The organism is Sphingomonas sp. 1185 (assembly GCF_040544655.1).
Taxonomy (GTDB): Bacteria; Pseudomonadota; Alphaproteobacteria; order Sphingomonadales; family Sphingomonadaceae; genus Sphingomonas.
Window position 1 is genome coordinate 32863 of sequence record NZ_JBEPKL010000017.1, and the last position, 21139, is coordinate 54001.

Annotated in this window: 19 protein-coding genes; 9 read left to right on the forward strand and 10 right to left on the reverse strand. The window is 68.6% G+C overall.

The window, feature by feature from the left end; translation table 11 throughout:
• The first annotated feature begins 8 nt into the window (after nucleotides 1-8).
• The gene (locus ABIC44_RS12415) at nucleotides 9-3095 is read left to right on the forward strand and encodes a TonB-dependent receptor domain-containing protein (protein ID WP_354295758.1); all 3087 of its coding nucleotides are present in this window, start codon (nucleotides 9-11) and stop codon (nucleotides 3093-3095) included.
• Between the two features lie 167 nt (nucleotides 3096-3262).
• Here ABIC44_RS12415 and ABIC44_RS12420 read toward each other — a convergent pair whose 3' ends face one another.
• The 3 genes from ABIC44_RS12420 to ABIC44_RS12430 are packed head-to-tail and all read right to left on the reverse strand — an operon-like array spanning nucleotide 3263 to nucleotide 5726.
• On the reverse strand, nucleotides 3263-4204 hold the full coding sequence (locus ABIC44_RS12420; protein WP_354295760.1) for a Gfo/Idh/MocA family protein: 942 nt from the start codon (nucleotides 4202-4204) through the stop codon (nucleotides 3263-3265).
• A 5-nt stretch (nucleotides 4205-4209) separates the two neighbouring features.
• Nucleotides 4210-4839 carry a 2-dehydro-3-deoxy-6-phosphogalactonate aldolase gene (locus ABIC44_RS12425; protein WP_309696662.1) on the reverse strand — a complete coding sequence of 210 codons (630 nt, stop codon included), beginning with the start codon at nucleotides 4837-4839 and terminating at the stop codon, nucleotides 4210-4212.
• A complete protein-coding gene (locus ABIC44_RS12430; protein ID WP_354295817.1) occupies nucleotides 4836-5726 on the reverse strand; it encodes a 2-dehydro-3-deoxygalactonokinase in 891 nt (296 codons plus the stop codon). Before ABIC44_RS12430 ends, ABIC44_RS12425 begins: the two co-directional genes overlap by 4 nt.
• Before the next feature lie 113 nt (nucleotides 5727-5839).
• Between ABIC44_RS12430 and msrC the strand changes: the two genes are divergently transcribed.
• Both msrC and ABIC44_RS12440 read left to right on the forward strand, forming a co-directional pair.
• Nucleotides 5840-6334, forward strand: coding sequence for a free L-methionine (R)-S-oxide reductase MsrC (gene msrC / locus ABIC44_RS12435; RefSeq protein ID WP_354295818.1), 495 nt, complete (start codon nucleotides 5840-5842; stop codon nucleotides 6332-6334).
• A gap of 126 nt (nucleotides 6335-6460) precedes the next feature.
• A complete protein-coding gene (locus ABIC44_RS12440) occupies nucleotides 6461-7462 on the forward strand; it encodes an RcnB family protein (protein WP_354295762.1) in 1002 nt (333 codons plus the stop codon).
• A 115-nt stretch (nucleotides 7463-7577) separates the two neighbouring features.
• Here ABIC44_RS12440 and ABIC44_RS12445 read toward each other — a convergent pair whose 3' ends face one another.
• From ABIC44_RS12445 to ABIC44_RS12475, 7 genes are all read right to left on the reverse strand, one after another.
• Nucleotides 7578-8840, reverse strand: a complete 1263-nt coding sequence (locus ABIC44_RS12445) for a M20/M25/M40 family metallo-hydrolase (protein WP_354295763.1) — start codon at nucleotides 8838-8840, stop codon at nucleotides 7578-7580.
• 158 nt (nucleotides 8841-8998) lie between these two features.
• Nucleotides 8999-9865 (reverse strand): manganese catalase family protein, encoded by an 867-nt coding sequence (locus ABIC44_RS12450; protein WP_307100053.1) that lies wholly within the window; start codon nucleotides 9863-9865, stop codon nucleotides 8999-9001.
• 31 nt (nucleotides 9866-9896) lie between these two features.
• Nucleotides 9897-10415 carry a ferritin-like domain-containing protein gene (locus ABIC44_RS12455; protein ID WP_354295766.1) on the reverse strand — a complete coding sequence of 173 codons (519 nt, stop codon included), beginning with the start codon at nucleotides 10413-10415 and terminating at the stop codon, nucleotides 9897-9899.
• 25 nt (nucleotides 10416-10440) lie between these two features.
• Nucleotides 10441-11298 (reverse strand): SDR family oxidoreductase, encoded by an 858-nt coding sequence (locus tag ABIC44_RS12460; protein WP_309696652.1) that lies wholly within the window; start codon nucleotides 11296-11298, stop codon nucleotides 10441-10443.
• Nucleotides 11299-11373: 75 nt separating this feature from the next.
• The gene (locus tag ABIC44_RS12465) at nucleotides 11374-12201 is read right to left on the reverse strand and encodes a serine aminopeptidase domain-containing protein (RefSeq protein ID WP_354295768.1); all 828 of its coding nucleotides are present in this window, start codon (nucleotides 12199-12201) and stop codon (nucleotides 11374-11376) included.
• Nucleotides 12189-12884 carry an alpha/beta hydrolase family protein gene (locus ABIC44_RS12470; protein ID WP_354295769.1) on the reverse strand — a complete coding sequence of 232 codons (696 nt, stop codon included), beginning with the start codon at nucleotides 12882-12884 and terminating at the stop codon, nucleotides 12189-12191. Before ABIC44_RS12470 ends, ABIC44_RS12465 begins: the two co-directional genes overlap by 13 nt.
• A complete protein-coding gene (locus ABIC44_RS12475) occupies nucleotides 12881-13129 on the reverse strand; it encodes an acyl carrier protein (protein WP_387428730.1) in 249 nt (82 codons plus the stop codon). Before ABIC44_RS12475 ends, ABIC44_RS12470 begins: the two co-directional genes overlap by 4 nt.
• A gap of 302 nt (nucleotides 13130-13431) precedes the next feature.
• On the opposite strand from ABIC44_RS12475, the gene ABIC44_RS12480 reads away from it, so the two are divergent.
• The 6 genes from ABIC44_RS12480 to ABIC44_RS12505 all read left to right on the forward strand — a co-directional run bounded on the left by ABIC44_RS12480 (nucleotide 13432) and on the right by ABIC44_RS12505 (nucleotide 21135).
• The gene (locus ABIC44_RS12480; RefSeq protein ID WP_502959846.1) at nucleotides 13432-14931 is read left to right on the forward strand and encodes an AMP-binding protein; all 1500 of its coding nucleotides are present in this window, start codon (nucleotides 13432-13434) and stop codon (nucleotides 14929-14931) included.
• Nucleotides 14928-16154, forward strand: a complete 1227-nt coding sequence (locus ABIC44_RS12485; protein WP_354295773.1) for a pyridoxal-dependent decarboxylase, exosortase A system-associated — start codon at nucleotides 14928-14930, stop codon at nucleotides 16152-16154. Before ABIC44_RS12480 ends, ABIC44_RS12485 begins: the two co-directional genes overlap by 4 nt.
• Before the next feature lie 88 nt (nucleotides 16155-16242).
• Nucleotides 16243-16881, forward strand: coding sequence for an XrtA/PEP-CTERM system exopolysaccharide export protein (locus tag ABIC44_RS12490; protein ID WP_307100038.1), 639 nt, complete (start codon nucleotides 16243-16245; stop codon nucleotides 16879-16881).
• Between the two features lie 14 nt (nucleotides 16882-16895).
• Nucleotides 16896-18404 (forward strand): XrtA system polysaccharide chain length determinant, encoded by a 1509-nt coding sequence (locus ABIC44_RS12495; RefSeq protein ID WP_309696643.1) that lies wholly within the window; start codon nucleotides 16896-16898, stop codon nucleotides 18402-18404.
• Complete coding sequence (locus ABIC44_RS12500) at nucleotides 18401-19444, forward strand: AAA family ATPase (protein WP_354295775.1); 1044 nt, start codon at nucleotides 18401-18403, stop codon at nucleotides 19442-19444. Before ABIC44_RS12495 ends, ABIC44_RS12500 begins: the two co-directional genes overlap by 4 nt.
• Entirely contained in the window at nucleotides 19441-21135 is a 1695-nt protein-coding gene (locus tag ABIC44_RS12505; RefSeq protein ID WP_354295777.1) for a porin family protein, read from the forward strand. Before ABIC44_RS12500 ends, ABIC44_RS12505 begins: the two co-directional genes overlap by 4 nt.
• Nucleotides 21136-21139 lie beyond the last annotated feature (4 nt).

Below are 21139 nucleotides of genomic sequence, written 5' to 3' on the forward strand. Positions count from 1 at the left end.
GTAACCGAATGAAGCTGCTTCACCCGATATCCTGGCTCGCTCTGTCAGCCAGCACCATGCTGATCGCCGTACCGGCGCTCGCTCAGCAGACCGATCCGACCGCACAGGCAAATTCCGACGAAGCCACGTCGTCCAGCGCCAAAGCCGCGCAAACCCGCGTGGCGGCGATCACCGGCACGCCGCAGGCGTCGAACGATGGCGACGTCATCGTGACGGGCACCCGCATCGCCCGCCCGAATCTTGCCTCGGCCTCGCCGATCACCTCGGTCACCGCGCAGGATATCCAGGCGCAGGCGCCGCTGAACGTCGAAGAGGTTCTCAACCGCCTGCCGCAGATCGCGCCCGACGCGCAGCAGAATTATCAGGATTCCGACGGTCGCCAGCGGATCAAGCTGCGCAGCCTGGGCTTCGAGCGGACGCTGGTGCTGCTTGACGGCAAGCGGCTGGGCACGATGAACGGGCAGGATACGGGCATCATCCCTGCCTCGCTGCTTCAGCGCGTCGACATCCTGTCGGGCGGCGCGTCGTCGGTCTATGGTTCGGACGCCGTGTCGGGCGTCGTGAACTTCATCCTGCGCAAGGATTTCGACGGTCTTCGGGTCGACGCGAACTACAACTTCTACAATCACCTGAACAAGAGCAACATCGTTACGCCGCTGGCGCGTGGCGTGGGCTTCAGCACCCCTCTCGGCCTGACCAATGACGGCGGCCGAGCCGATGTCACGTTGACCGCAGGCAAGAAGCTGCTCGACGATCGATTGAAGGTCTCTGCATTCGTCAACTATCGCACCGCCGAATTGGTTCGCACCGGCGATCGCTCGATCGCGGCGTGCCCGCTCGCGCAGACCAGCAAGGACGGCCCGCTGAGTTGTTCGCCGGTGTCGACCTATTCGCCCGCCGGCTATATCTCGCCGCGTTCGGGGCCGAACTCCGGGACCGCCTATGTCAACAATCCGGACGGGACGCGCAGCTTCGTCTCCTATGGGCCGCGCCCGGGCGTCGCGGCCAACCCCTATGACGACTATTCCTTCCAGCGTCAGAGCGAGCGTTATACCGCGGGCGGCTTCCTGAGCTTCCAGATCGCGCCGGAATTCGAATTGTACGGCGACGCCATCTGGTTCCGCGACAAGTCGATCAACCCCAGCCCGCTGCGCGTCTACAGCTATACCGTCTATGGCTCGACGCCCTATCAGGTGAACTGCAACAACCCATTCCTGTCGGCGGGGCAGGCGGGTGCGCTGGGCTGCGCTTCGGGCGCGACCAACTCGGTCCCGCTCGAGGTTCGCTACCGTTTCAACGGACAGCCCTATCTGGTCGATACCTATATCAACCAGGGCATCCGGGCTACCGGCGGCCTGCGCGGTAAGGTGGGCGATGCCTGGACCTACGATATTGGTGGCGTCTACGCGCGCAACCAGCAGGATCTGCGCAACTCGCCCTTCGCCGACCCCGACCGGGTCAATCGCTCGCTGAACGTGGTCAACGTCAATGGCACGCCGACCTGCGTGTCGAACCTGAACGGCGGCGACAGCGCCTGCGTCCCCTTCGATGCCTTCCGCGCCGGAACCGGCAACAGCGCGCTGACCAACTATCTGTTCAACGGGCCGGGTAGCCAGAGCGGCGTCAATGGCCAGGTCGGCATCCTGTACGACGTCATCAGCACGGTGACCGGCGACCTGACCAAATATGGCATCAAGACGCCTTGGGCCAATGACGGTCTCGCCATTTCGCTGGGTGCCGAGTACCGTAAGGATCGCCTGATCTCGACCGCCAACGACGTCTATATCAGCCAGAATGGCGACAGCCGCAGCGACCTGCGTCAGGACGTCTGGGAATCGAACATCGAGATCCAGGCGCCGCTGATCCAGGACAAGCCGTTTGCGCATCTGCTGCAGACCAATGGCGGCTTCCGCGTCTCCAAGTACAGCTCGAATCCCAAGACCTTCTCGACCTGGAAGATCGAGGGCATCTATGCGCCGGTGTCGGACCTGACCTTCCGTGCCTCGTACAACAAGGCGCAGCGCGCGCCGACCGTGAACGAGATCCAGCAGGCGACGGCGATCCGCTATGGTCGTAACAGCACGTTGACCGACTTCTGCGCTCCCGTGCAGCGTACGCAGGCCGATGGCACGGTCACGACCGCTCCGCTCGCCTCGCGCGATCTGTGCCGCAAGACCGGGCTGGCCGATAACCTGTACGGCAGCACGTCGCTGCTCTGCCCGACCGAGGGCTGCACGGTGCGTACCGGCGGCTATACGGCGGACCCGGAGACGGCCTACACGCTGACCTATGGCCTGATCGTGAAGCCCAGCTTCGTGCCCGGCCTGGTCTTCTCGGTCGATCGCTATCAGATCCGCATCGTCAACTCGCTGAGCTACAACGGCGCGGACTACTTCCTGAACGGCTGCCTGGCGTCCAATGGCGACCCCTATTTCTGTCAGGGGATCGTGCGCGATCCGACGACCGGATCGATCGGCAATGCGCCTGCCAACAACCCGACCAGCGGCTTCATCCGTCAGGGTACGACGAACTTCTATCGTTCGCTGGCCTATGGTTGGGATTTCCAGGGCCAGTACACGCTGGGCCTTGGCGGGGCGGGGCGCCTCGACTGGAACTTCAACGGCTCGCTCACCACGCTGGCCGGTGGCCAGGACTCGCCGCTGCGCAGCCAGTATAACTGTGCGGGCTATTTCTCGAACGGCATCGCCTGCGGCCAGCTGGTCCCGAAGTGGATGCACGGCCTGCGCACCACCTGGACGACGGCGGACAACACGTTCAACGCCTCGTTCAACTGGCGCTATACGGGATCGCTCACCACGGCCTATAATTCGGGCAATGCAGATATCGGCGGCACCGCCGCCAATTTCCGCAACACCTATGCCCGGATCGCGCCGCAGAGCTATTTCGACCTGGCCCTGACCTGGAATATCGCGCGGCAGTTCGCGTTCCGCATCATCGCGAACAACCTGTTCGACAAGAACCCGCCGATCATTCCGAACTCGTACACCGTGGCCCTGTCGCGTGCGAACACCGCGCCGCAGCGTTACGATGCGCTCGGTCGCCAGATCTCGATCGGGACGACCATCAACTTCTGATGAGAGGGGCGGGGTGCTTCGGCATCCCGCCTTTGCCCAAAGGGAAAAGGCCGACCGCCCGATGGGGCAGTCGGCCTTTTCTGTGTCACTCCCCGACCGTTCGCGTCGAACGAAATCGGGACGCTGTTCTTGTTTCGACTTCGCTCAGGCTGAGCGGGAAGTCGGCCTCATTCCACGAAATCCTCAACCTCGCGCCGCTTTCCGCGCATGAACGCGTCGGCGACGTGGCGCAGCGGGGCGATGTCGACGTCCGAGCGGCCGCCCTTCACCAATTCGGCGAAGCGGGCGTAGAGCCCCGGATATTCGCCGTGCAGCCCCTCTTCACGGTGCGGGGTCGAACCGTCGGGCAGGGTCAGCACCGCGCCGCCCTCGGCCAGCGTGAGCGTGCCGTCGGTCGTCTCGACGACGATGTCCCAGCTTTGATGCCCCTCCTGCCGCCAGTCCAGGTCGAGCGTGACCGGCGTGCCGTCGGTCGTGCGGAACGCCACGTCGGCGGCGATCGGCGCGTCGCGATTGGCGGGGAAGTCCAGTGTCGCGCGTTCGATGAAGAAGGGCTGGGGCATGATGTGCGTCGCGATCGACAGCGCGTTGATGCCCGGATCGAACACGCCGAAGCCGCCCGCTTCCCAGATCCAGGCCTGGCCCGGATGCCATTGCCGCACATCCTCGCGCCAGGTGATCGCCGCCGACGTGACCTTGCGGGCGGACAGCCATTCGCGCGCGGGCTCGACCCCCAGCGCGTAGCGGGAATGCCAGCTGGCGAACAGCGTCACGCCCGCCTTGGCCGCCAGCTCCTCCAGCACCGCCACCTCGGCCAGCGTCGCGCCCGGCGGCTTTTCGAGGAAGACGTGCCAGTTGTTCTCCAGCGCGGCGGCGGCGATGGCGTGGCGGACCTGCGGCGGGGTGCACAGCGCCACCGCATCGACCGTCACGTCGCTTTGCGCGAGTTCCGCGATGTCGTGGAAATGCGGCACGCCCTCGACCCCGTTGGGCGAGCGGCTGACGGTGGCGACCAGTTCGAAGGCCGGGTTTCCCGCAATGGCGGGGACATGCTGGTCATGGGCGATCTTGCCCATGCCGACCAGCGCGAGGCGGATCGTGTCGGTCATCGGTATCAGCGTGCCTTTTCGACATAAGCGCGCGCCGACACGGCGACATCCGCCGCCGGCTTGCCCGCGCGATAGAGGTTGGAGCCCAGGCCGAAGCCGTCCGCGCCATGCGCGCGCCATTCGGCCATGTTGTCGGGCGTGATCCCGCCGACCGCCAGCACCGCGACCTCGCGCGGCAGGACGGCGCGCTGTGCCTTCAGGAAGGTCGGCGAAGCGCCCTCGGCCGGGAACAGCTTCAGGCCGTGCGCGCCCGCCTTCAGGGCGGCAAAGGCCTCGGACGGGGTGAAATAGCCGGGCAGCGAGATCAGCCCTTCCGCCACGCTGTGCGCGATGACCTGTGTGTCGGTGTTGGGCGAGACGATCAGCGTGCCGCCCGCCGCCTTCACCCGGTCGACCTGCTCGGTGGTCAGCACCGTGCCCGCACCGACGATCGCCTTGTCTCCGACATGCGCCGCGATGGCGGCGATGCTGTCATAGGGCTGGGGCGAGTTCAGCGGCACCTCGATCAGCGTGAAGCCCGCCTCGACCAGCGCGTCGGCGACGGGGATCGCCTCGTCCGGGGTCAGGCCGCGCAGGATCGCGACGAGCGGGCAGGCGGCAAAGGCGGCGGCGAACCGTGCGGCGGGGTCGGTCATGACAAATGCTCCCGAATGGCGTGAAGTCCGGCGAGGAAACCGGCATGGCTGTCGAGCGCGACGACGGTGCCGCCCCGCGCCGCGATCCCGATGGTGTAGAGGTCGGCGAGCAGTCCGCTGGACAGGAGGTGGACGGTGCGCCCCGCCATGTCCGGCACCGCACCGATGTCGCTGCCGATCAGCAGTCCGCTGGCATAGGCGGCCGCGTCCTCGGGCGCGATCCGGCCGAGCAGGACCGAGGCGCGCACCCCGAACAGCGCCGCCGTCAGGTCGCACGCGCCGAAGCCACGCGCCAGGCCGTCGCGAAAGGCGGGGCCGTCCGCCACGGGGCCATCGAGCATCCCCGCCAATATGCCATGCCCCTTGACCAGCGCGAACAGCTCGCCGGTCATGGTGGTGGCGAAGTCGGTGATCCGGCCGTCCCGGGTATGCACCCATTTGTTGTGCGTCCCCGGTTGCGCGAACAGCGCGTCGGCGGGGGCGAGCCCGGCGGCGATTGCGCCCAGCACCTGCACCTCCTCGCCGCGCATCACGTCGGCGCGGGTCGCGGTCAGCAGCGAGATGCCGGGGACGATGGTGACGTCCTGATCGGCGATGCGGGTCGCCGCACCGGCCAGCATCGCCAGATCCGCCGGGGCGGGGACATAGGCCGCCTCGCGCCAGCCGCGCGTCGACCCGACCATCCCCGCCGCGACGATCGGCAGCTTGCCGAACCGCGTCCGGATCGCGGCGATCTCATCGGGATAGGCATCCGGCTGCATCGACAACACGCCGCGATCGTCGCGCACCGTGTCCAGCATCGTGCCGTCATCGGCCAGGATATAGAGGCGGCGGTTGGTGGTGCCCCAGTCGATCGCGATATAGGCGGGCGTCACGTCTGATGGCACGGTGGGCACGGCCTCTCCTTATCTTGTCGCGCGATTTGTAGGACAATAAAATGCCCGGCGCAAGCTGGTCGGCGGGGGATGACGTCGCGCCCGCACCCGCCTACATTCGGGATATGTACCAATTCGATATCGCCGCCGGGTCCAAGGCGGAGCTTTACCGCGACCTTCATGCCGCGCTCGACGCGCTGACCGCCGGAGAGGCGGATGCGGTCGCCAACATGGCCAATGCCTCGGCGCTGATCTGGCAATATCTGCCCGATCTCAACTGGGCCGGTTTCTACCGCATGGTGGGTGGCGAGCTGGTGCTCGGTCCGTTTCAGGGCAAGGCGGCGTGCATCCGCATCCCGGTGGGCAAGGGCGTGTGCGGTGCCGCGGTCGCGACCCGCGAGACTCAGCGGGTGGACGATGTCCATGCCTTTCCGGGCCATATCGCCTGCGACGCGGCCAGCCGGTCGGAACTGGTGGTCCCGGTCCTGCATGACGGCCGGGTGATCGGTGTTCTCGATCTCGACAGCCCCGAGCCCAGCCGTTTCGATGCCGAGGATCAGGCAGGGTGCGAGGCGCTGGTGACGCTGCTCGCGCCGCGACTGGTGACGGCGGCCGACTGACCCGGCTGATCCGATTCGGGACGCGGGGCGGCGCTATCGGCGATGGTGGCGCGCTGGTATCAAAGCGCGTTTCGGCAAAGGCGTTTAGGGGACGTCCTTCGCATTGATACAGGGGAATTTTACGCCATGCGCACCACCTCGCCTCTGATCGCCCTTACGCTGACCCTGGCGCTCGGCGCGCCGGTCGCGGCGCAGGGGCAGGGGCCCGGCCGGGCCGGGGCCAGCTATCCGCGTCCCGGCCTAGACGCCGCGTCCGGGCCGGTGGCGGCCCCGATCGTCTCGACCAGCACGGTCGGCGTGCCGTCGGTCCGCCCGGATCGCTGGGGTAGCAAGGTCGGCGGACGCTGGTGGGGCGGGGCCAATGCGCCGGGCGGCTGGCCCGCCTATCGTCGGCCGGTACGCGGGATGGTCGTGCCGGGCTATTGGAACAGCCCGCGTTTCGGCGTGTCCGATTGGGCAGTCTATCGCCTGCCGCAGCCGCCGGTCGGTTATCGCTGGACGCGCTATTATGACGACGCGGTCCTGATCGATCCGCGCGGGGCGGTCTATGACAGCGTCCATGACGTCGATTGGGACGGAGCGGGGCGGGCGGGCCATGCCGGTGGCTATCCGCCGCCCCCGCCGGTCCGGCGTGACGACGGGCTGGGCGGCGCGGCGATCGGCGCGGTCGCCGGGGGTGTCGCGGGCAATCTGGTGGCGGGACGCGGCGACCGGCTGGGCGGGACGCTGATCGGCGCGGGCGTCGGTGCTGTGGCGGGCTATGCCATCGACCGGGCGGAGGATCGGCGGCGTCGGATGCCGCCGGGCCATGACGATTACGGCGCCCCGGATTATGGCTATCCCGGCGACTATTCGCCCCCGCCGCCTCCACCGCCCCCGCCGCCGGCCATGGGGCGGCGCATCGTGACGCGGGACGGGACCACCGTGGCCACCACGACGACCGTCGGCACGCTCGCCGAAGGCCAGCCAGGTTATTATGACAGCGGCTATTATTATCCCGCTCCCACAGTGACAACGATTGTGGTACAGGGGGCGCCTGTTACCACGACAACGACGACCACCACGACCGAAGTCGTGCGCCAGGCACCGCGCCGGGCGCGGATACGGAGCAAGCTGGTCCGTCGCTGAAGCCTTCCCCCAGGGGGGATTATCGACCTGAGAGACGCCGGGTCGATAATCGGGATGCCGCTCCGTATACTCCCACGGGGCGGCATCCCAACTGATGGACGGGGATGCGGCGGCGTCAGCGCCCGCCGAAGGTGACCAGGCTTTCCGATCCGTCCGCCGCCACCGCCGACACGCCGACGAAGTGGTCGTCGACCGGGGTCTGGGTCAGCACGGCCTTCGTCTCGGTCACGTCGCGCGACTGGCTCCACTGGCCCGTGTCGTTGCGCCGCCAGTGGACGCGATAGCGGACCGCGCCCGGCACCGGGGCCCATTCCACCTGCGTATCGCGCGACAGCGCCCCGCTGATCGTCACCTTGTCGGGCGCGGGCGGCGCGGCGGCCAGCCGGGCCAGCGTGGCGATGTTGATCGCCGTCACCTTGGCCAGATAGGGAAAGTCCATCTTGTCGATGGTGTCGCCGAACGCGACATTGCCTTCCTTGCGCAGATCCTGGTGCTGCGCGTCCCAATCCTCGTTGGCGACCGAGAAGCGGACGGCGGGATAGCCGAGCTTCAGGAACGGCTCATGGTCGCCGCCGCGCCCGAACCGGTCGGGCCGCCGGTCGAGGAACACGTCGAGCCCGCCCAGCTTGTCCGCCACGCCGTCGATCGCCTTGGCGAGCGCGCGGCTGGGGCCGTCATCCTCGCCGCCATTGCCGCGCCGCTGGATCTGCTGGGGCAAATCTTCGGACGCGCGAATCCCCTCGGAGAAGACGCGGACCCAGCGCGCCTCGCGCACGCCGCCCTGGCCGATGGTGTTGCCGACGATGTCGTTGTTCAGCATCGCCGAGACGCGCCAGTTCCGCTGTTTGGCGGTGTCGGCGAGCAGGGTGGCGCCCCACAGCCCCTGTTCCTCGCCCGAAAAGACCGCATAGACGATGGTCGCGTCATAATGCTGCTTCGACAGAATGCGCGCCGCCTCCAGCACCAGCGCCACGCCCGAGGCGTCGTCATTGGCCCCCGGCGCGTCGGAGGTCGCGTCCATGACGTCGGTGACGCGGCTGTCGATATGCGCGCCGACGATGACCACGCGGTTCGGGTCGCGCCCGCGCTGGATGCCCAGCACATCCTCGACCATCACGCCGTTCGGCGCGCGCGGGCCGGTGAAGCGGCGGTTGATCCGTTCGACGGTGATGCAGCCGCCACAGCCTTGCCCGATCGCCTCGAACTGTCGCGCGGCCCAGTCGCGCGCGGCGCCGATCCCGCGCCTGGGGTCTGTGGTGGTCGACAGGGTGTGACGCGTGCCGAAGCCGACCAGCGTTTCGACATCGGCCTTCAACCGGGCGGGCGAGGGGGTGGCCGTGGCGGACGCGGCGGCGGCGAGCAGAAGCGGAAGGATCATCGCGCCAGACTGGCGGAGAGGCGAATGCGAGGCAAGTGATGGATTTCCCGAGGGATAGCCGCCCGGATGCCCGATGCAACACCGCCCCGGTCGGTGTGGACCGGGGCGGCTTATGTGTCTGCCTCTCCTTTCCGAAGTAGGAAGGAGGGGAAGCGGTCCTACGCGACCGGCTTTTCCGCCATCTGCTCGGCCTGGGCGCAGCTGTCCGGCCGGGCGGGGCCGAGGACCGGCTCCTCGCCCATGGGTTCGTTGCGGAAGACCGAGAATTCGGCGCGCCCGTCCAGGCTCGGCCCCTGCGTCCAGCGCCCTTCGGGATAGGTGCCGTCGACCGAGGTGACGAAGAAGTCGTAATTATGCTCCTGATTTTCCTTCGCCTGCGGGAAGGAATTGGGAATGGGGAGCGCATCCTTGCCGCCCAGTTCCTCGATCACCGCCAGCCATTGTTCTTGGTGCATGGTGTCGCGGGCGATCAGGAAGTGGAGCATGTCCTTCATCCCCTGATCGTGCGCGGCGTGATAGAGGCGGGTCGCCAGCACCCGGCCGGTGCTTTCCGCCGCGACATTGCAATACATGTCGGCGGCGATGTTCCCGCTGGCATAGATATGGCTCATGTCGAACGGCACCCCGTCCGAATCCGACGGATGCGCCGCCAGGCCGGTCGACAGGATATGCTTGTGGAGCGTGCCCTCGATCGCGTGACGGGGATTCTCGCCGCCCATCACCGCGCCGACGATGCTGTCCGCCGCACCTTCCTCCTGAAGCGAGGCGGGCGCCTTGTCGAGATTGAGCGCGACCGCGGTCGCCAGCATCTCGATATGGCCGATCTCCTCGGTCGCGGTGTTCAGCAGCATGTCGCGATATTTCGGGCTGGGCGCGCGATTGCCCCAGGCCTGGAAGAAATATTGCATGCAGACGCGGATCTCGCCCTCCACGCCGCCGATCGCCTGTTGCAGCATCCGGGCGAAGAGGGGATCGGGACTGTCGACCCGGACGGGATATTGCAGGCGCTTGTCGTGATAATACATGGTCGGCCTCGCTTGGTTCGGGGGTGTCGGATCAGTGGCTGGCGGTGTCGCCCGCGGCGCGGCGTTCGAGATAGCGGCGGGTCAGCGCGGCATTGTTGTCGTCGACCCAGGCCGCCATCGCGAGTTCCTCGTTCAGCGACTGGGTGAGCAGCGCGGCGCTGTCGAAGCCGCCGGCATCGGCGATGGTCAGCAGCGATTTGTAGCTGGCCGCCTCGAAATTCTCGAAGGCGAAGTTGGCGAAGCTGTTCTTCAGGATTTCGTCGGGCGCGAAGGTGTGGCCCAGCGCGGCCATGTTGCCCGAGAAGGACAGCGCGGCGTCCTTCAGCACCGAGCGGCTCTCGTTGAACCCGTCGAGTATCTCCTCCAGCCGGACGATCTGCTGCTCGGTCTCGCCCCGGTGCATCCGCAGCCGGTCGGCGACGTCGGGATAGTTGGACAGATGGTCGAGCTGCCGGTCGATCAGCGCCAGCGCCTGATGCTCGACGGCATGGGCGTTCTTCAGTCCGGCGACGAAGACCGCCGCGACCACGTCATTGGGGAGGGTAGCCATGGATCATCGCTCCTTCGTTTCGGGATCAGAGGAAGGGGGTGCCGCCGGTGACGGGGATGGTCGCGCCGCTGATGTAGCTGGCCTCGCCGCTCGCCAGCAGGACATAGGGCGGGGCCAGTTCGGCGGGCTGTGCGGCGCGGCCCATCGGGGTCTGCTGGCCGAAGCTCTTCACCGCCTCGGGCGGCATGGTGGAGGGGATCAGCGGGGTCCAGACCGGCCCCGGCGCGACCGCATTGACGCGGATGTTGCGCTCGGCGAGCATCTGGGCCAGCCCGGCGGTGAAATTGTGGATCGCGCCCTTGGTCGTCGCATAGGCGAGCAGTTGCTGGTTGGGCTTGTCCGCGTTGATCGAGGTCGTGTTGATGATCGACGCGCCCTCACCCATGTGCGGCAGGGCGGCCTTCACCAGATAGAACATCGCATGGATGTTGGTGGCGAAGGTGACCTCCCATTCCTGGTCGCTGATGTCCTCGACCGCCTGGAAGCTGGCCTGGTGCGCGGCGTTGTTGACCAGGATGTCGACGCGGCCGAAGGTCTGGACCGCGCGCTCGACGATGGTGCGGCAATGCGCCGGATCGCTGACGTCGCCGGGGATCAGCAGCGCCTTGCGGCCCGCCTGTTCGACCAGCCGCTGGGTCTCGGCCGCGTCCTCATCCTCCGACAGATAGGAGATGACCACATCGGCGCCCTCGCGGGCAAAGGCGATGGCGACCGCGCGGCCGATGCCGCTGTCCGCGCCGGTGATGATTGCTTTCTTGTCGGTCAGCTTGCCATGGCCGACATAGCTGTGTTCGCCATGATCGGGACGGGGGGTCATCGCCTCCGTCTCGCCGGGCATGTCCTGCTGCTGTTCGGGTTGGGGTGGGGTGGGGCGTTCGTTCATGGACCGTCTCTCCTTGCCCGATCCAATAGACGGAGCGGAGAGGCGTTCCGGAAAAAACCATTATCCTAAAACGTGTTAATCGGTATTTTTGAGTTCCGTTATACTGTCGTGCAAAGCGCTCGGTCCATCCGATGCCGCCGCCTGGGTCAGCCGGGCGAGGATCTCGCGCTCCAGCGCGTCCAGCGCGTCGGCATAGCTGTGCGAGTCCGTCGCGATGCTGGTCATCGGAAAGCCATGGCCGCGCGCGGCCGCGCGGAACGCCACCCCGGTCGCATCGCCGCGCGCCAGGATGATCGCGGCGCTGTCCCCCCAGTGACCGATCGCGTCGAGCAGCGGCACGGCTGTCGCGTCGAGCGGGGCGGGGGGCGCGGCGATCTTGCTCAACCCCTGGCGCAGCCGGTCGAAATCCACCGCCCCTCGCGCCGCGCGCAGCCATTCGCGCGGGTCCATCAGCTTGCGGGCATAATGGCGGCGGATCGCGGCGGCGGGGGGCAGCGCGTCGGGTTCGTCCGACAGCCAGGGGTTGGACAGCAGCACCGCGTCCAGCCCGGCCTCGCGCCCGTGGAGCGCGAGCGCGGCGGCGGCGTCGCAATTGCCGAAGCCGATGATCCGCGCGCACCCGCTCGCCTCGGCAAAGGCATGGACGGCGGCGGCGATGTCGGGGCCGCTCGACTCCCAGCCGCGATTGACGCCCTCGCTGTCGCCGACCCCGCGCCGGTCGAAGCGGAACACCGGATAGCCCTTGGCCGCGATGCGCGCCGCCAGCATCGCCTGGCCGCGATGCGCGCCCATGCGCGGCTCGTTGCCGCCCGACACGATCAGCAGGCCGGTGTCGAGGGCGCCTTCGTCGAACGTGCCGACCAGCCTCGCAGCCTCGCAGGGGAAGGAGATCAGCCTTCGCATGAGGCGATCCAGTGCGCGATATCCTCGGCCAGCGTCGCGGCGAGTTCGGGGTCTTCCTGCGGCTCGGCGCGGCGCCAGGGGGGCACCGCGTCGATGGTGCGGTCGGCGGCGGCGCGGTCATGGCCGAGGCGCACGACGCGGCGCGGCACGCCGAGCTGGTCATAGGGTTCGGCCCCCGCCAGTCCGGCCAAAAAGTGCGGCGAGACCCGGTTGCCCGCGATCCGCACCGGCGACTCCGCGCCGAACAGGCCATGCTCGTCGCCGCGCAGCCCCGCTGCAGCGCGCAGCCGGATCACGTCGCGCAGCACCGCCTCGCCGGTCATCGGCGCCAGATGCCAGCGCCCCGACAACAGCGCAAAGCCGTCGATCAGCGTCCCCGCCCGGATCGACACGCCGTAACAGCGCCGGTTGCCCAGCGCCTCGGCGGCGGCCTGATGGGCGTCGCGCCATTGCATGATGCTGGCCTGTTCGGTGTCGATCAGGCTCTCGCCCGTGCCCGGCCAGTCGGGCAGCGCGCCGCCGATGCCGTGATCGGCCAGCCGCCGCAGCATCGCCACCGCCAGCGCCCGCGTCCGGTTCGCTTCCTCCCAGAAGGGGAGCGCGACCAGCACGACCGGCCCTTGCGCGGGGCCGAAGCGCAACATCGCCTCGCGCCCGCCGGGCCAGTCATAATAGTCGATCAAGCGGGCGCCTTGGCGCTGGCGAAGGCGACCAGCTGGCCGAAGGTCTCCAGCATTTCGCCGTCCACCTCATCATCTTCGATCAGGATGCCCAGGCGATCCTCCAGCTCGGTCAGCACGCCCGCCACCGCCATCGAGTCCAGCTCGGGCAGCGCGCCGAACAGCGGCGTCTCGGCGGTGAAACCGGCCACGCGCTCATGCGACAGCCCCAGCACATCGGCCAGCACGCCGCGCACCGTCGCGTCCACATCCCCGTTCGCCTGGAGTCCCAATCCCTGTCGCCCTGTTGTTGGTATCGCCCCCAGCGTTAGTCCGGGAGGGCGCGTTGGGCAACGGCTTTGGGTTTTGGGGTTATGGCAGGGGTCTGGAGTCCCAGGCCCTCCCCCAACCCCTCCCGCCTGCGGGAGGGGAGAAAAAGGGTGGAAGCGCTCGCTTCAAAAGCCCCCTCCCGCAGGCGGGAGGGGGTTGGGGGAGGGCCGCCATATCGCCAACCGTCCGCCACAAGGCTCCACACCCGCTCGGCTCGACTTTCCACCACCCCCGGCTGTAGATGACGCGCATGGTCCCCCAACCCGCCGCCCTGCCCATCGACCATGTCCTGCGCGGGGCGCCCGACGCGCCCGCCCTGCTGGAACGCGACGCCGCCCTGACCTTCGCCGAGGTGGAGTCGGCGGTCGCGCGGCTGGCGGGATGGCTGGCGGCACAGGGTTTCGCCCCCGGCGCGCGGGTCGCGACATGGTTGCCAAAGACGCGCGTCGCCGCGCTGATGCCGCTCGCCGCGCCGCGCGCGGGGCTGGTCCATGTGCCGGTCAATCCGCTGCTCAAGCGGGCGCAGGTCGCGCATATCCTGGCGGACAGCGGGGCCGCGATGCTGCTGACCCACGCCCCGCGCGCCGCCACGTTGGAGGAAGGCGACATACCCCCCGGCGTCCTGGTCACGACCGAGGCGGGGGAGGGCGAGGCGCTGCCCCGGTCCTCCGCCGATCCGGAGGCGCTGGCGGCGATTCTCTACACCTCCGGCTCGACGGGGCGGCCCAAGGGGGTGATGCTGAGCCACGCCAATCTGTGGTTCGGGGCGATCGCCGTCGCCGACTATCTGCGGCTGACCCCGCAGGACCGGGTGCTCGGCGTCCTGCCGTTCAGTTTCGACTATGGCCAGAACCAGCTTCTTTCGACGTGGGCGGCCGGAGGGGCGGTGGCGCCGCTCGACTATCTGACCCCGCGCGATGTGGTGAAGGCGGTGGCGCGGCACGGTGCGACGGTGCTGGCGGGGGTGCCGCCGCTCTGGACGCAGTTGCTGGGGATCGACTGGCCCGAGGAGGCGGTCGCGCCGATCCGGCGGCTGACCAATTCGGGCGGCGCGCTGACCCCGCGACTGGTGCGGGGATTGCGCGAGCGGTTTCCCCAGGCCGATCTCTACGCCATGTACGGCCTGACCGAAGCGTTTCGCTCCACCTATCTCGACCCGGCGCTGATCGACGCGAATCCCGATGCGATCGGCCGTGCGATTCCCTTTGCCGAGGTGATGGTGCTGCGTCCCGACGGAACCCGCGCCGCGCCGGGCGAGCCGGGCGAGCTGGTCCATGCCGGGCCACTGGTCGCGCAGGGCTATTGGCGCGATGCGGAGCGGACCGCGCAGCGTTTCCGCCCCGCGCCGGGCTGGCCCCGCGCGGTCTGGTCGGGGGATACGGTAGTGGAGGGGGCGGACGGCCTGCTCCGCTTCGTCGGGCGCGATGACGAGATGATCAAGGTCGCGGGCAACCGGATCAGCCCGCAGGAGGTCGAGGAAACCGCCCTGTCGGGTGGCGAGGCGCGCGAGGCGGTGGCGATCGGCGTCGCGGACGAGGCGCAGGGACAGGCGATCGTGCTGGTCCTGGCGGGCGATCGGGCGAACGAACCCGCGCTGCGCGCGCGGCTGAAGCGCGACCTGCCCAATTTCATGCAGCCCGCGCGCATCGACTGGCGCGAGGAACTGCCCCGCAACGCCAATGGCAAGCTGGACCGCGCCGCCCTGCGCCGCGCGATCGCCGACAAGGATATGACGTCATGAAGCCGATGGGGCCGATCCCCCCCGAATATGCGGGCCAGCGCGGGATGCTGACGATCGCCGGGCGCCCCGCGCCGGACTGGCTGGCGGAGCGGGACGGCCCGGTGTTCGTCTATGACCCCGCCATCGTCGCGGCACGCGTCGCGCGGTTCCGTGCCGCCTTTCCCGCGATCGACCTTCATTATGCGATCAAGGCCAATCCGTTCCCGCCGCTGCTCGCCGCGATGGCGGAGCTGGTCGACGGCTTCGACGTCGCCTCGGCGGGCGAACTGGCCAAGGTCGAGCGGCTGGGGCGTCCGGTCAGCTTTGCCGGGCCGGGCAAGCGCGATGCCGAGCTGTCCGCCGCGCTGGCCGCCGGGGTGACGATCAATCTGGAATCCGAAGGCGAGGCGACCCGCGCGCTCGCCATCGCCGAACGGCTGGGCGTGCGCGCCCGTCTGGCGGTGCGGGTCAATCCGGATGTCGAGCTGCGCGGCTCGGGGATGAAGATGGGCGGGCGGCCGTCGCCCTTCGGGATCGATGCGGTGCGGGTGCCCGCGCTGGTCCGCCATCTGGTCGCGGCAGGTGCGGACTGGCGCGGCTTCCATATCTATGCGGGCAGCCAGGCGCTCGATCCGCAGGCGATCATCGATACCCAGGCCGCCACCATCGCGCTCGCCGCGCGGCTGGCGGAGGAGGCGGGGGAGGCACCGCCGCTGGTCAATCTGGGCGGCGGCTTCGGCGTGCCCTATTTCGCGGGCGATACCGCGCTCGACATCGAGCGGGTGGGGGCCGCGCTGGAGACGGCGGTGGCGGCGCGCCCCGCTATCCTGCGCGACAGCCGGTTCGCGATCGAACTGGGGCGCTGGCTGGTGGCGGAGGCCGGGGTCTATCTGGCGCGCGTGGTCGATCGCAAGGAGAGCGGGGGCGAGACCTTCCTGATCCTCGATGGCGGCCTCAACCATCAGCTCGCGGCCAGCGGCAATTTCGGCACCGTCGTCCGGCGCAACTATCCGCTGGCGCTGGCGCATGCGATGGGCGGCGAGGCGACCGAGACGGTGTCGGTGGTCGGGCCGCTCTGCACCCCGCTCGACCGGCTGGGTGATCGGATCGCCCTGCCGCGCGGCGATGTCGGGGATGTCGTCGCGATCTTCCTGGCCGGGGCCTATGGCGCCACCGCCAGTCCCTGTGCCTTTTTGGGACATGGTCCTGCGGCCGAGCTATTGCCGAGGGATCACAGCGACTAACGCTCTGTTCACCTCTTCATGGCATAGCGACGCTGCGCAATTTGCCCTTTGTTCCGGCCGGGATAACAGGGTTCAGGAGACTCCTTCGATGGCATCGTTCGCCCGTCCCCTCTTGCTCGCAGGCCTGGCGGCCTCGACGCTGACCGCCTGTTCGACCGGGCGGCCGGACCCCGAATTGCCCTCGGCGGGCTATGTCGCGCGCAAGGAGCAGCCGGGCGAGGAATATGTCATCGGCCCGCTCGACCAGCTCAACATCTTCGTCTGGCGCAATCCTGACCTGTCGACCAAGGTCCAGGTGCGCCCCGACGGCCGTATCACCACGCCGCTGGTCAACGACATGCCCGCCGTCGGCAAGACGCCCGCGATGCTGGCCGACGACATGAAGAAGGCGCTGTCGGAATATGTCTCCAACCCGATCGTGTCGGTGATCGTCGAGAATTTCTCCGGCACCTATAGTCAGCAGGTGCGGATCGTCGGCGCGACCGAAAAGCCCGCCGCCATCCCCTACCGCGCCAACATGACGCTGCTCGATGCGATGATCGCGGTGGGCGGGCTGAACCAATATGCGGCCGGTAACAAGGCCAAGCTGGTGCGCACCGACCGCGAGACCGGCAAGCAGCGCGAATATGCGCTTCAGATCAACGACCTGCTTCGCAAGGGCGATTCGAAGGCGAATGTCCGGCTGGAGCCGGGCGACGTCATCATCATCCCCGAGTCGATGTTTTAAGGTCGCGCCTGCGCATGTCGAGCATCCAGGACGAAATCCGCATAGCGATCCATGCGATCTGGACCCGGCGCTGGCTGGCGCTGGGCGTCGCATGGGCGGTGTGCATCGCGGGCTGGCTGTTCGTCTCGCAAATCCCCAGCCGGTATGAATCGCGCGCGCGCATCGCGGTGCAGAATGCGCAGATCCTGCCCGACGGCATCGCCTCGACCCAGGCCAGCCAGATGGATTCGGTCGATCAGGTGCGCCAGACGCTGATCTCGGCGATCAACCTGCAAAAGGTGGTGCGCGGCACCGACCTGGCCAGCACGGTGTCGAGCGACGCCGACGTCGCCGCGCGCGTTTCCGCGCTGGCCCAGTCCATCAAGATCGAGAACCAGCAGGACACGATCTTCCAGCTGACCGTCACCCAGTCCAGCCCCAAGCTGGCGCAGCAGGTCGCGCAGAAGCTGATCGACATCTTCGTCGAATCCAATCTGGTCGGCGATCGCAACAACACGAACCAGAGCCTGGCCTTTCTCGACAAGCAGCTGGACGACCGCCAGAAACAGCTCCAGATCGCCGAGGCCAAGCGCGCCCAGTATCAGAACCAGTTCCTGGGCGGCCTGCCGGGCAGCGGATCGGTCGCCGACCGGATCGGGCTGGCGCGCTCGCAAATGGCGCAGGTGGACAGCGACATGGCCGCCGCCCAGTCGAGCGTCGCGGCGGTGCAGGGGCAGCTGGCGGGCACGCCGCGCACCGTCGGCGAGGGCGGCGGGGTCGCCGGGCCTGCGCGCGCGCGGCTGGCGACGCTTCAGGGTCAGCTCGCCGATGCCAGGGCGCGCGGCTATACCGACAGCCATCCGGACGTGATCGCGCTGAAGAACCAGCTGGCGGTCGCGCAGGCCGCCGCGCGGGCCGAGCCGCCGGGCGGCGGGGCGGGCGGGCAGCCCAATCCGCTCTACATGTCGCTCCAGTCGATGGCGGCCGAGAAGCAGGCGCAGCTCGCCAGCCTGAAGATGCGCAAGAGCCAGTTGCAGAACGACCTCGACCGGCTGAACGCCAGTCTGTCGACCGATCCCGAGGCGGCGGCGCAGCAGGGGGCGATCGACCGCGACTATCAGGTGCTGAAGGACAGTTACGACCAGCTGCTGCGCCAGCGCGAACAGGTCGCGTTGCGCGGACAGGCGCAGAACCAGACCGACTCGATGCGTTTCTCGGTGATCGACCCGCCCACCTATCCGCGCACGCCGACCGCGCCCAATCGCCTGTTGCTGCTGACCGGCGTGTTCCTGGCCGCGCTGGGACTGGGGATCGGGACCGCCTTTGCCCTGTCCAAGCTGCGCCAGACCTTCACCACGCCGCATTCGCTGCAACGCGCGATGGGGTTGCCGGTGATCGGCGCGATCGGCGAGGTCGTCACGCGCGCGCAGGCCGAGGTCCGGGCCAAGCGGATGAAATTGTTCCTCGGCGGGACGGCGGCGCTGGGCGCGGCCTATGGGATGGTGGTCGCGATCGAGCTATTGCAGCGGGGTATGGCGGCATGACCAAGCCCTTGAAACCGAACCGGCCCCGGCGGGAGCCTTCGCTGCTCGAACGCGCGGCGAATGTCTACGACTTCCAGTCCTTTGTCCGCGCGCCCGTCATGCCCGAGGGCGAGCGCGGCGAAGACGCCACGCCTGTCGCGCCGCGCGAGGCGGACCGGATGCCGCCCGCCATGGTCGCGCCAGACAGCGCACCCGATCCCGAATTTCCCGCCAGCCTGAGCGGCATTCCGGCCGAGTTCCTGGCGCAGCCGGGCGACGAGGAATTCCTGGCGAGCGAATATAATCCCGGCTTCAGCGACGTCGCGATGGTCGACCGCGCGATGCTGGCCGAGAACGGTATGATCGTCCCCGGCGCGCCGGTCGGGCCGCTGGCCGAGGAGTTCCGGCTGGTCAAGCGCCAGCTGATCATCACCAGCCGCCGCCTGGTCGAGACGGGCGATGCCGACAAGGCGCGCACCGTCCTGATCTGCTCGGCGCGGCCGCAGGACGGCAAGACCTTCTGCGCGGTCAACCTGGCGCTGTCGCTGGCCGCCGAGCGCGATACCGAGGTGCTGCTGGTCGATGCCGATGTCGCCAAGCCCGACGTGCTCGACCGGCTGGGGCTGGCCGAGGGGCCGGGGTTGCTCGACGCGCTCGACGATGGCGCGATCGATGTCGAGGATCTGGTGATCCGGACCGACGTGCCGCATCTGTCGGTGCTGCCCTGCGGCACGCGCAGCGCCAGCGACACCGAATTGCTCGCCTCGGCGCGGACCCGGACGGTGTTGCAGCGGCTGTTGTCGGCCAATCCGCGCCGCCTGGTCATCTTCGACTCGCCGCCCGCGCTGGCCGCCTCGTCCGCCTCGGTGCTGGCGATGCTGGCGGGGCAGGTGATGATGGTCGTCCGCGCCGACCGCACGCCCGAGAGCGACGTCGCGGGCGCGATCGCGCTGCTCGACGCGTGCGAGCATATCCAGCTGGTGCTCAACAGCGTCGCCTTCGTGCCGGGCAGCCGCCGGTTCGGCTATTATGGCGGATATGGCAAGGACGACGCCCGGTGAAGGCGGCGCGGCCGGTCCTGATCGCCTCGGCGCTGGCTCTGGCGGCCTGGCCGTCGGCGCTGGCGGCGCAGGTGCAGGGCATGGCCACGCCCCCCTCCACGTCCGCGCCGGGCAGCGCAGCCCCCGGCGTCGCGCCCGCGCCCGCGGGCGGCACCGCATCGCGTGTCCGCATCGCCCCCTATATCGAGGTGGGGCAACTGCTGAGCGCCGATCTGAACGGCGGCGATGTGGTGACCTTCACCAGCCTGGCGGCGGGCGTGAATGCGCAGGTGAGCACCCCGCGCGCGCAGGCGCAGCTCAGCTATCGCTACGAACATCGGTTCAGCTGGAACGATCGCTATGCCGACAATGACATCCATAGCGGGCTGGCGCGCGGCACCTATCGGCTGACGCGCGACCTGACCCTGGACGGCGGCGCGCTCGCCACGCGGACGCGATCGGACATTCGCGGCGCCGCGCCGGGCGTGCTGGTCGGCGATACCGGCAATATCTCGCAGCTCTATTCGGCCTATATCGGTCCGGTCCTGACCACCCGCGCCGGGCCGGTGCAGATCGGCGCCAATTACCGGCTGGGCTATACCCGCGTCGACACGCCGGGCTTTGGCGGCATCGCGCCGGGCCAGCCGCGCCTCGACTATTTCAGCGACAGCTGGAACCAGCTGGCGACGGTCAGCGCCAATGTCCGCCCCGGCGCGGTCCTGCCGGTCGGGCTGTCGCTCAACGCCTCCTATGAGCGCGACGATGCCGGGCAGCTGGCGCAGCGTTACGAGGGCTGGTTCGTGCGCGGCGACGTGCTGAAACCCATTTCTCCCTATGTCGCGCTGACCGCCGGGGTCGGCTATGAGCGGATCGAGAGCAGCCAGCGCGACGCGGCGGTCGACGCCGCCGGACGCCCGCTGGTCGACAGCCGGGGCCGCTTCGTCACCGCGCCCACCGGCCCGCGTCGCATCGCCTATCGCACCGACGGCGTCTATTATGATGCGGGCGTGATCTGGCGCCCCGATCGCCGTACCTCGGTGGAGGGGCATGTCGGCGAGCGTTACGGCTCGCTCAGCGTGACCGGCGTCGCGCGCTATCAGGCGTCGCGCAGCGTCGTCATGCAGGTCGCGGTCTATGACGGCATCCAGACCTTCGGGCGGCAGTTGCGCGATGGCCTGTCCAACCTGCCGACCAATTTCGTCGAGACGCGCGATGCCTTTGGGCAGCAGTTCAACGGATGCGTGTTCTCGACCAGCGGCACGACGCCGGGCGGGTGCCTGAACGACGCGCTGCAATCGGTGCAGACCTCGCTCTACCGCGCGCGCGGGCTGGATGCGATGGTGTCGATGACGCGCGGCCGCTCGACCCTGGGTCTGGGGCTGGGCTATACCAATCGCCGCCTCTTCGCGCCGCAGAATGCGCCGGGCATCGTCGTCTATGGCACCGAGGACGAAAGCTGGTACGCGCAGATTTTCTTCGGCCATGCGCTCGGCCCGAATTCGGGGCTTAACGTTAACGGCTTCGTTAACTATTATGCCAGTAAGTTGGCGGGGGCCGAGGACGTGGTGTCGCTGGGATCGACCGCCAGCTATTACCGCAACTTCGGTCGGCTCGGAACAACCGCGTCGGTGGGATTGTATCACTTCACGGTCGGGGACCTGTCCAGCGCGCTATCGGCGCAGGCCCTGATCGCGGCACGATACCAGTTCTGACCGG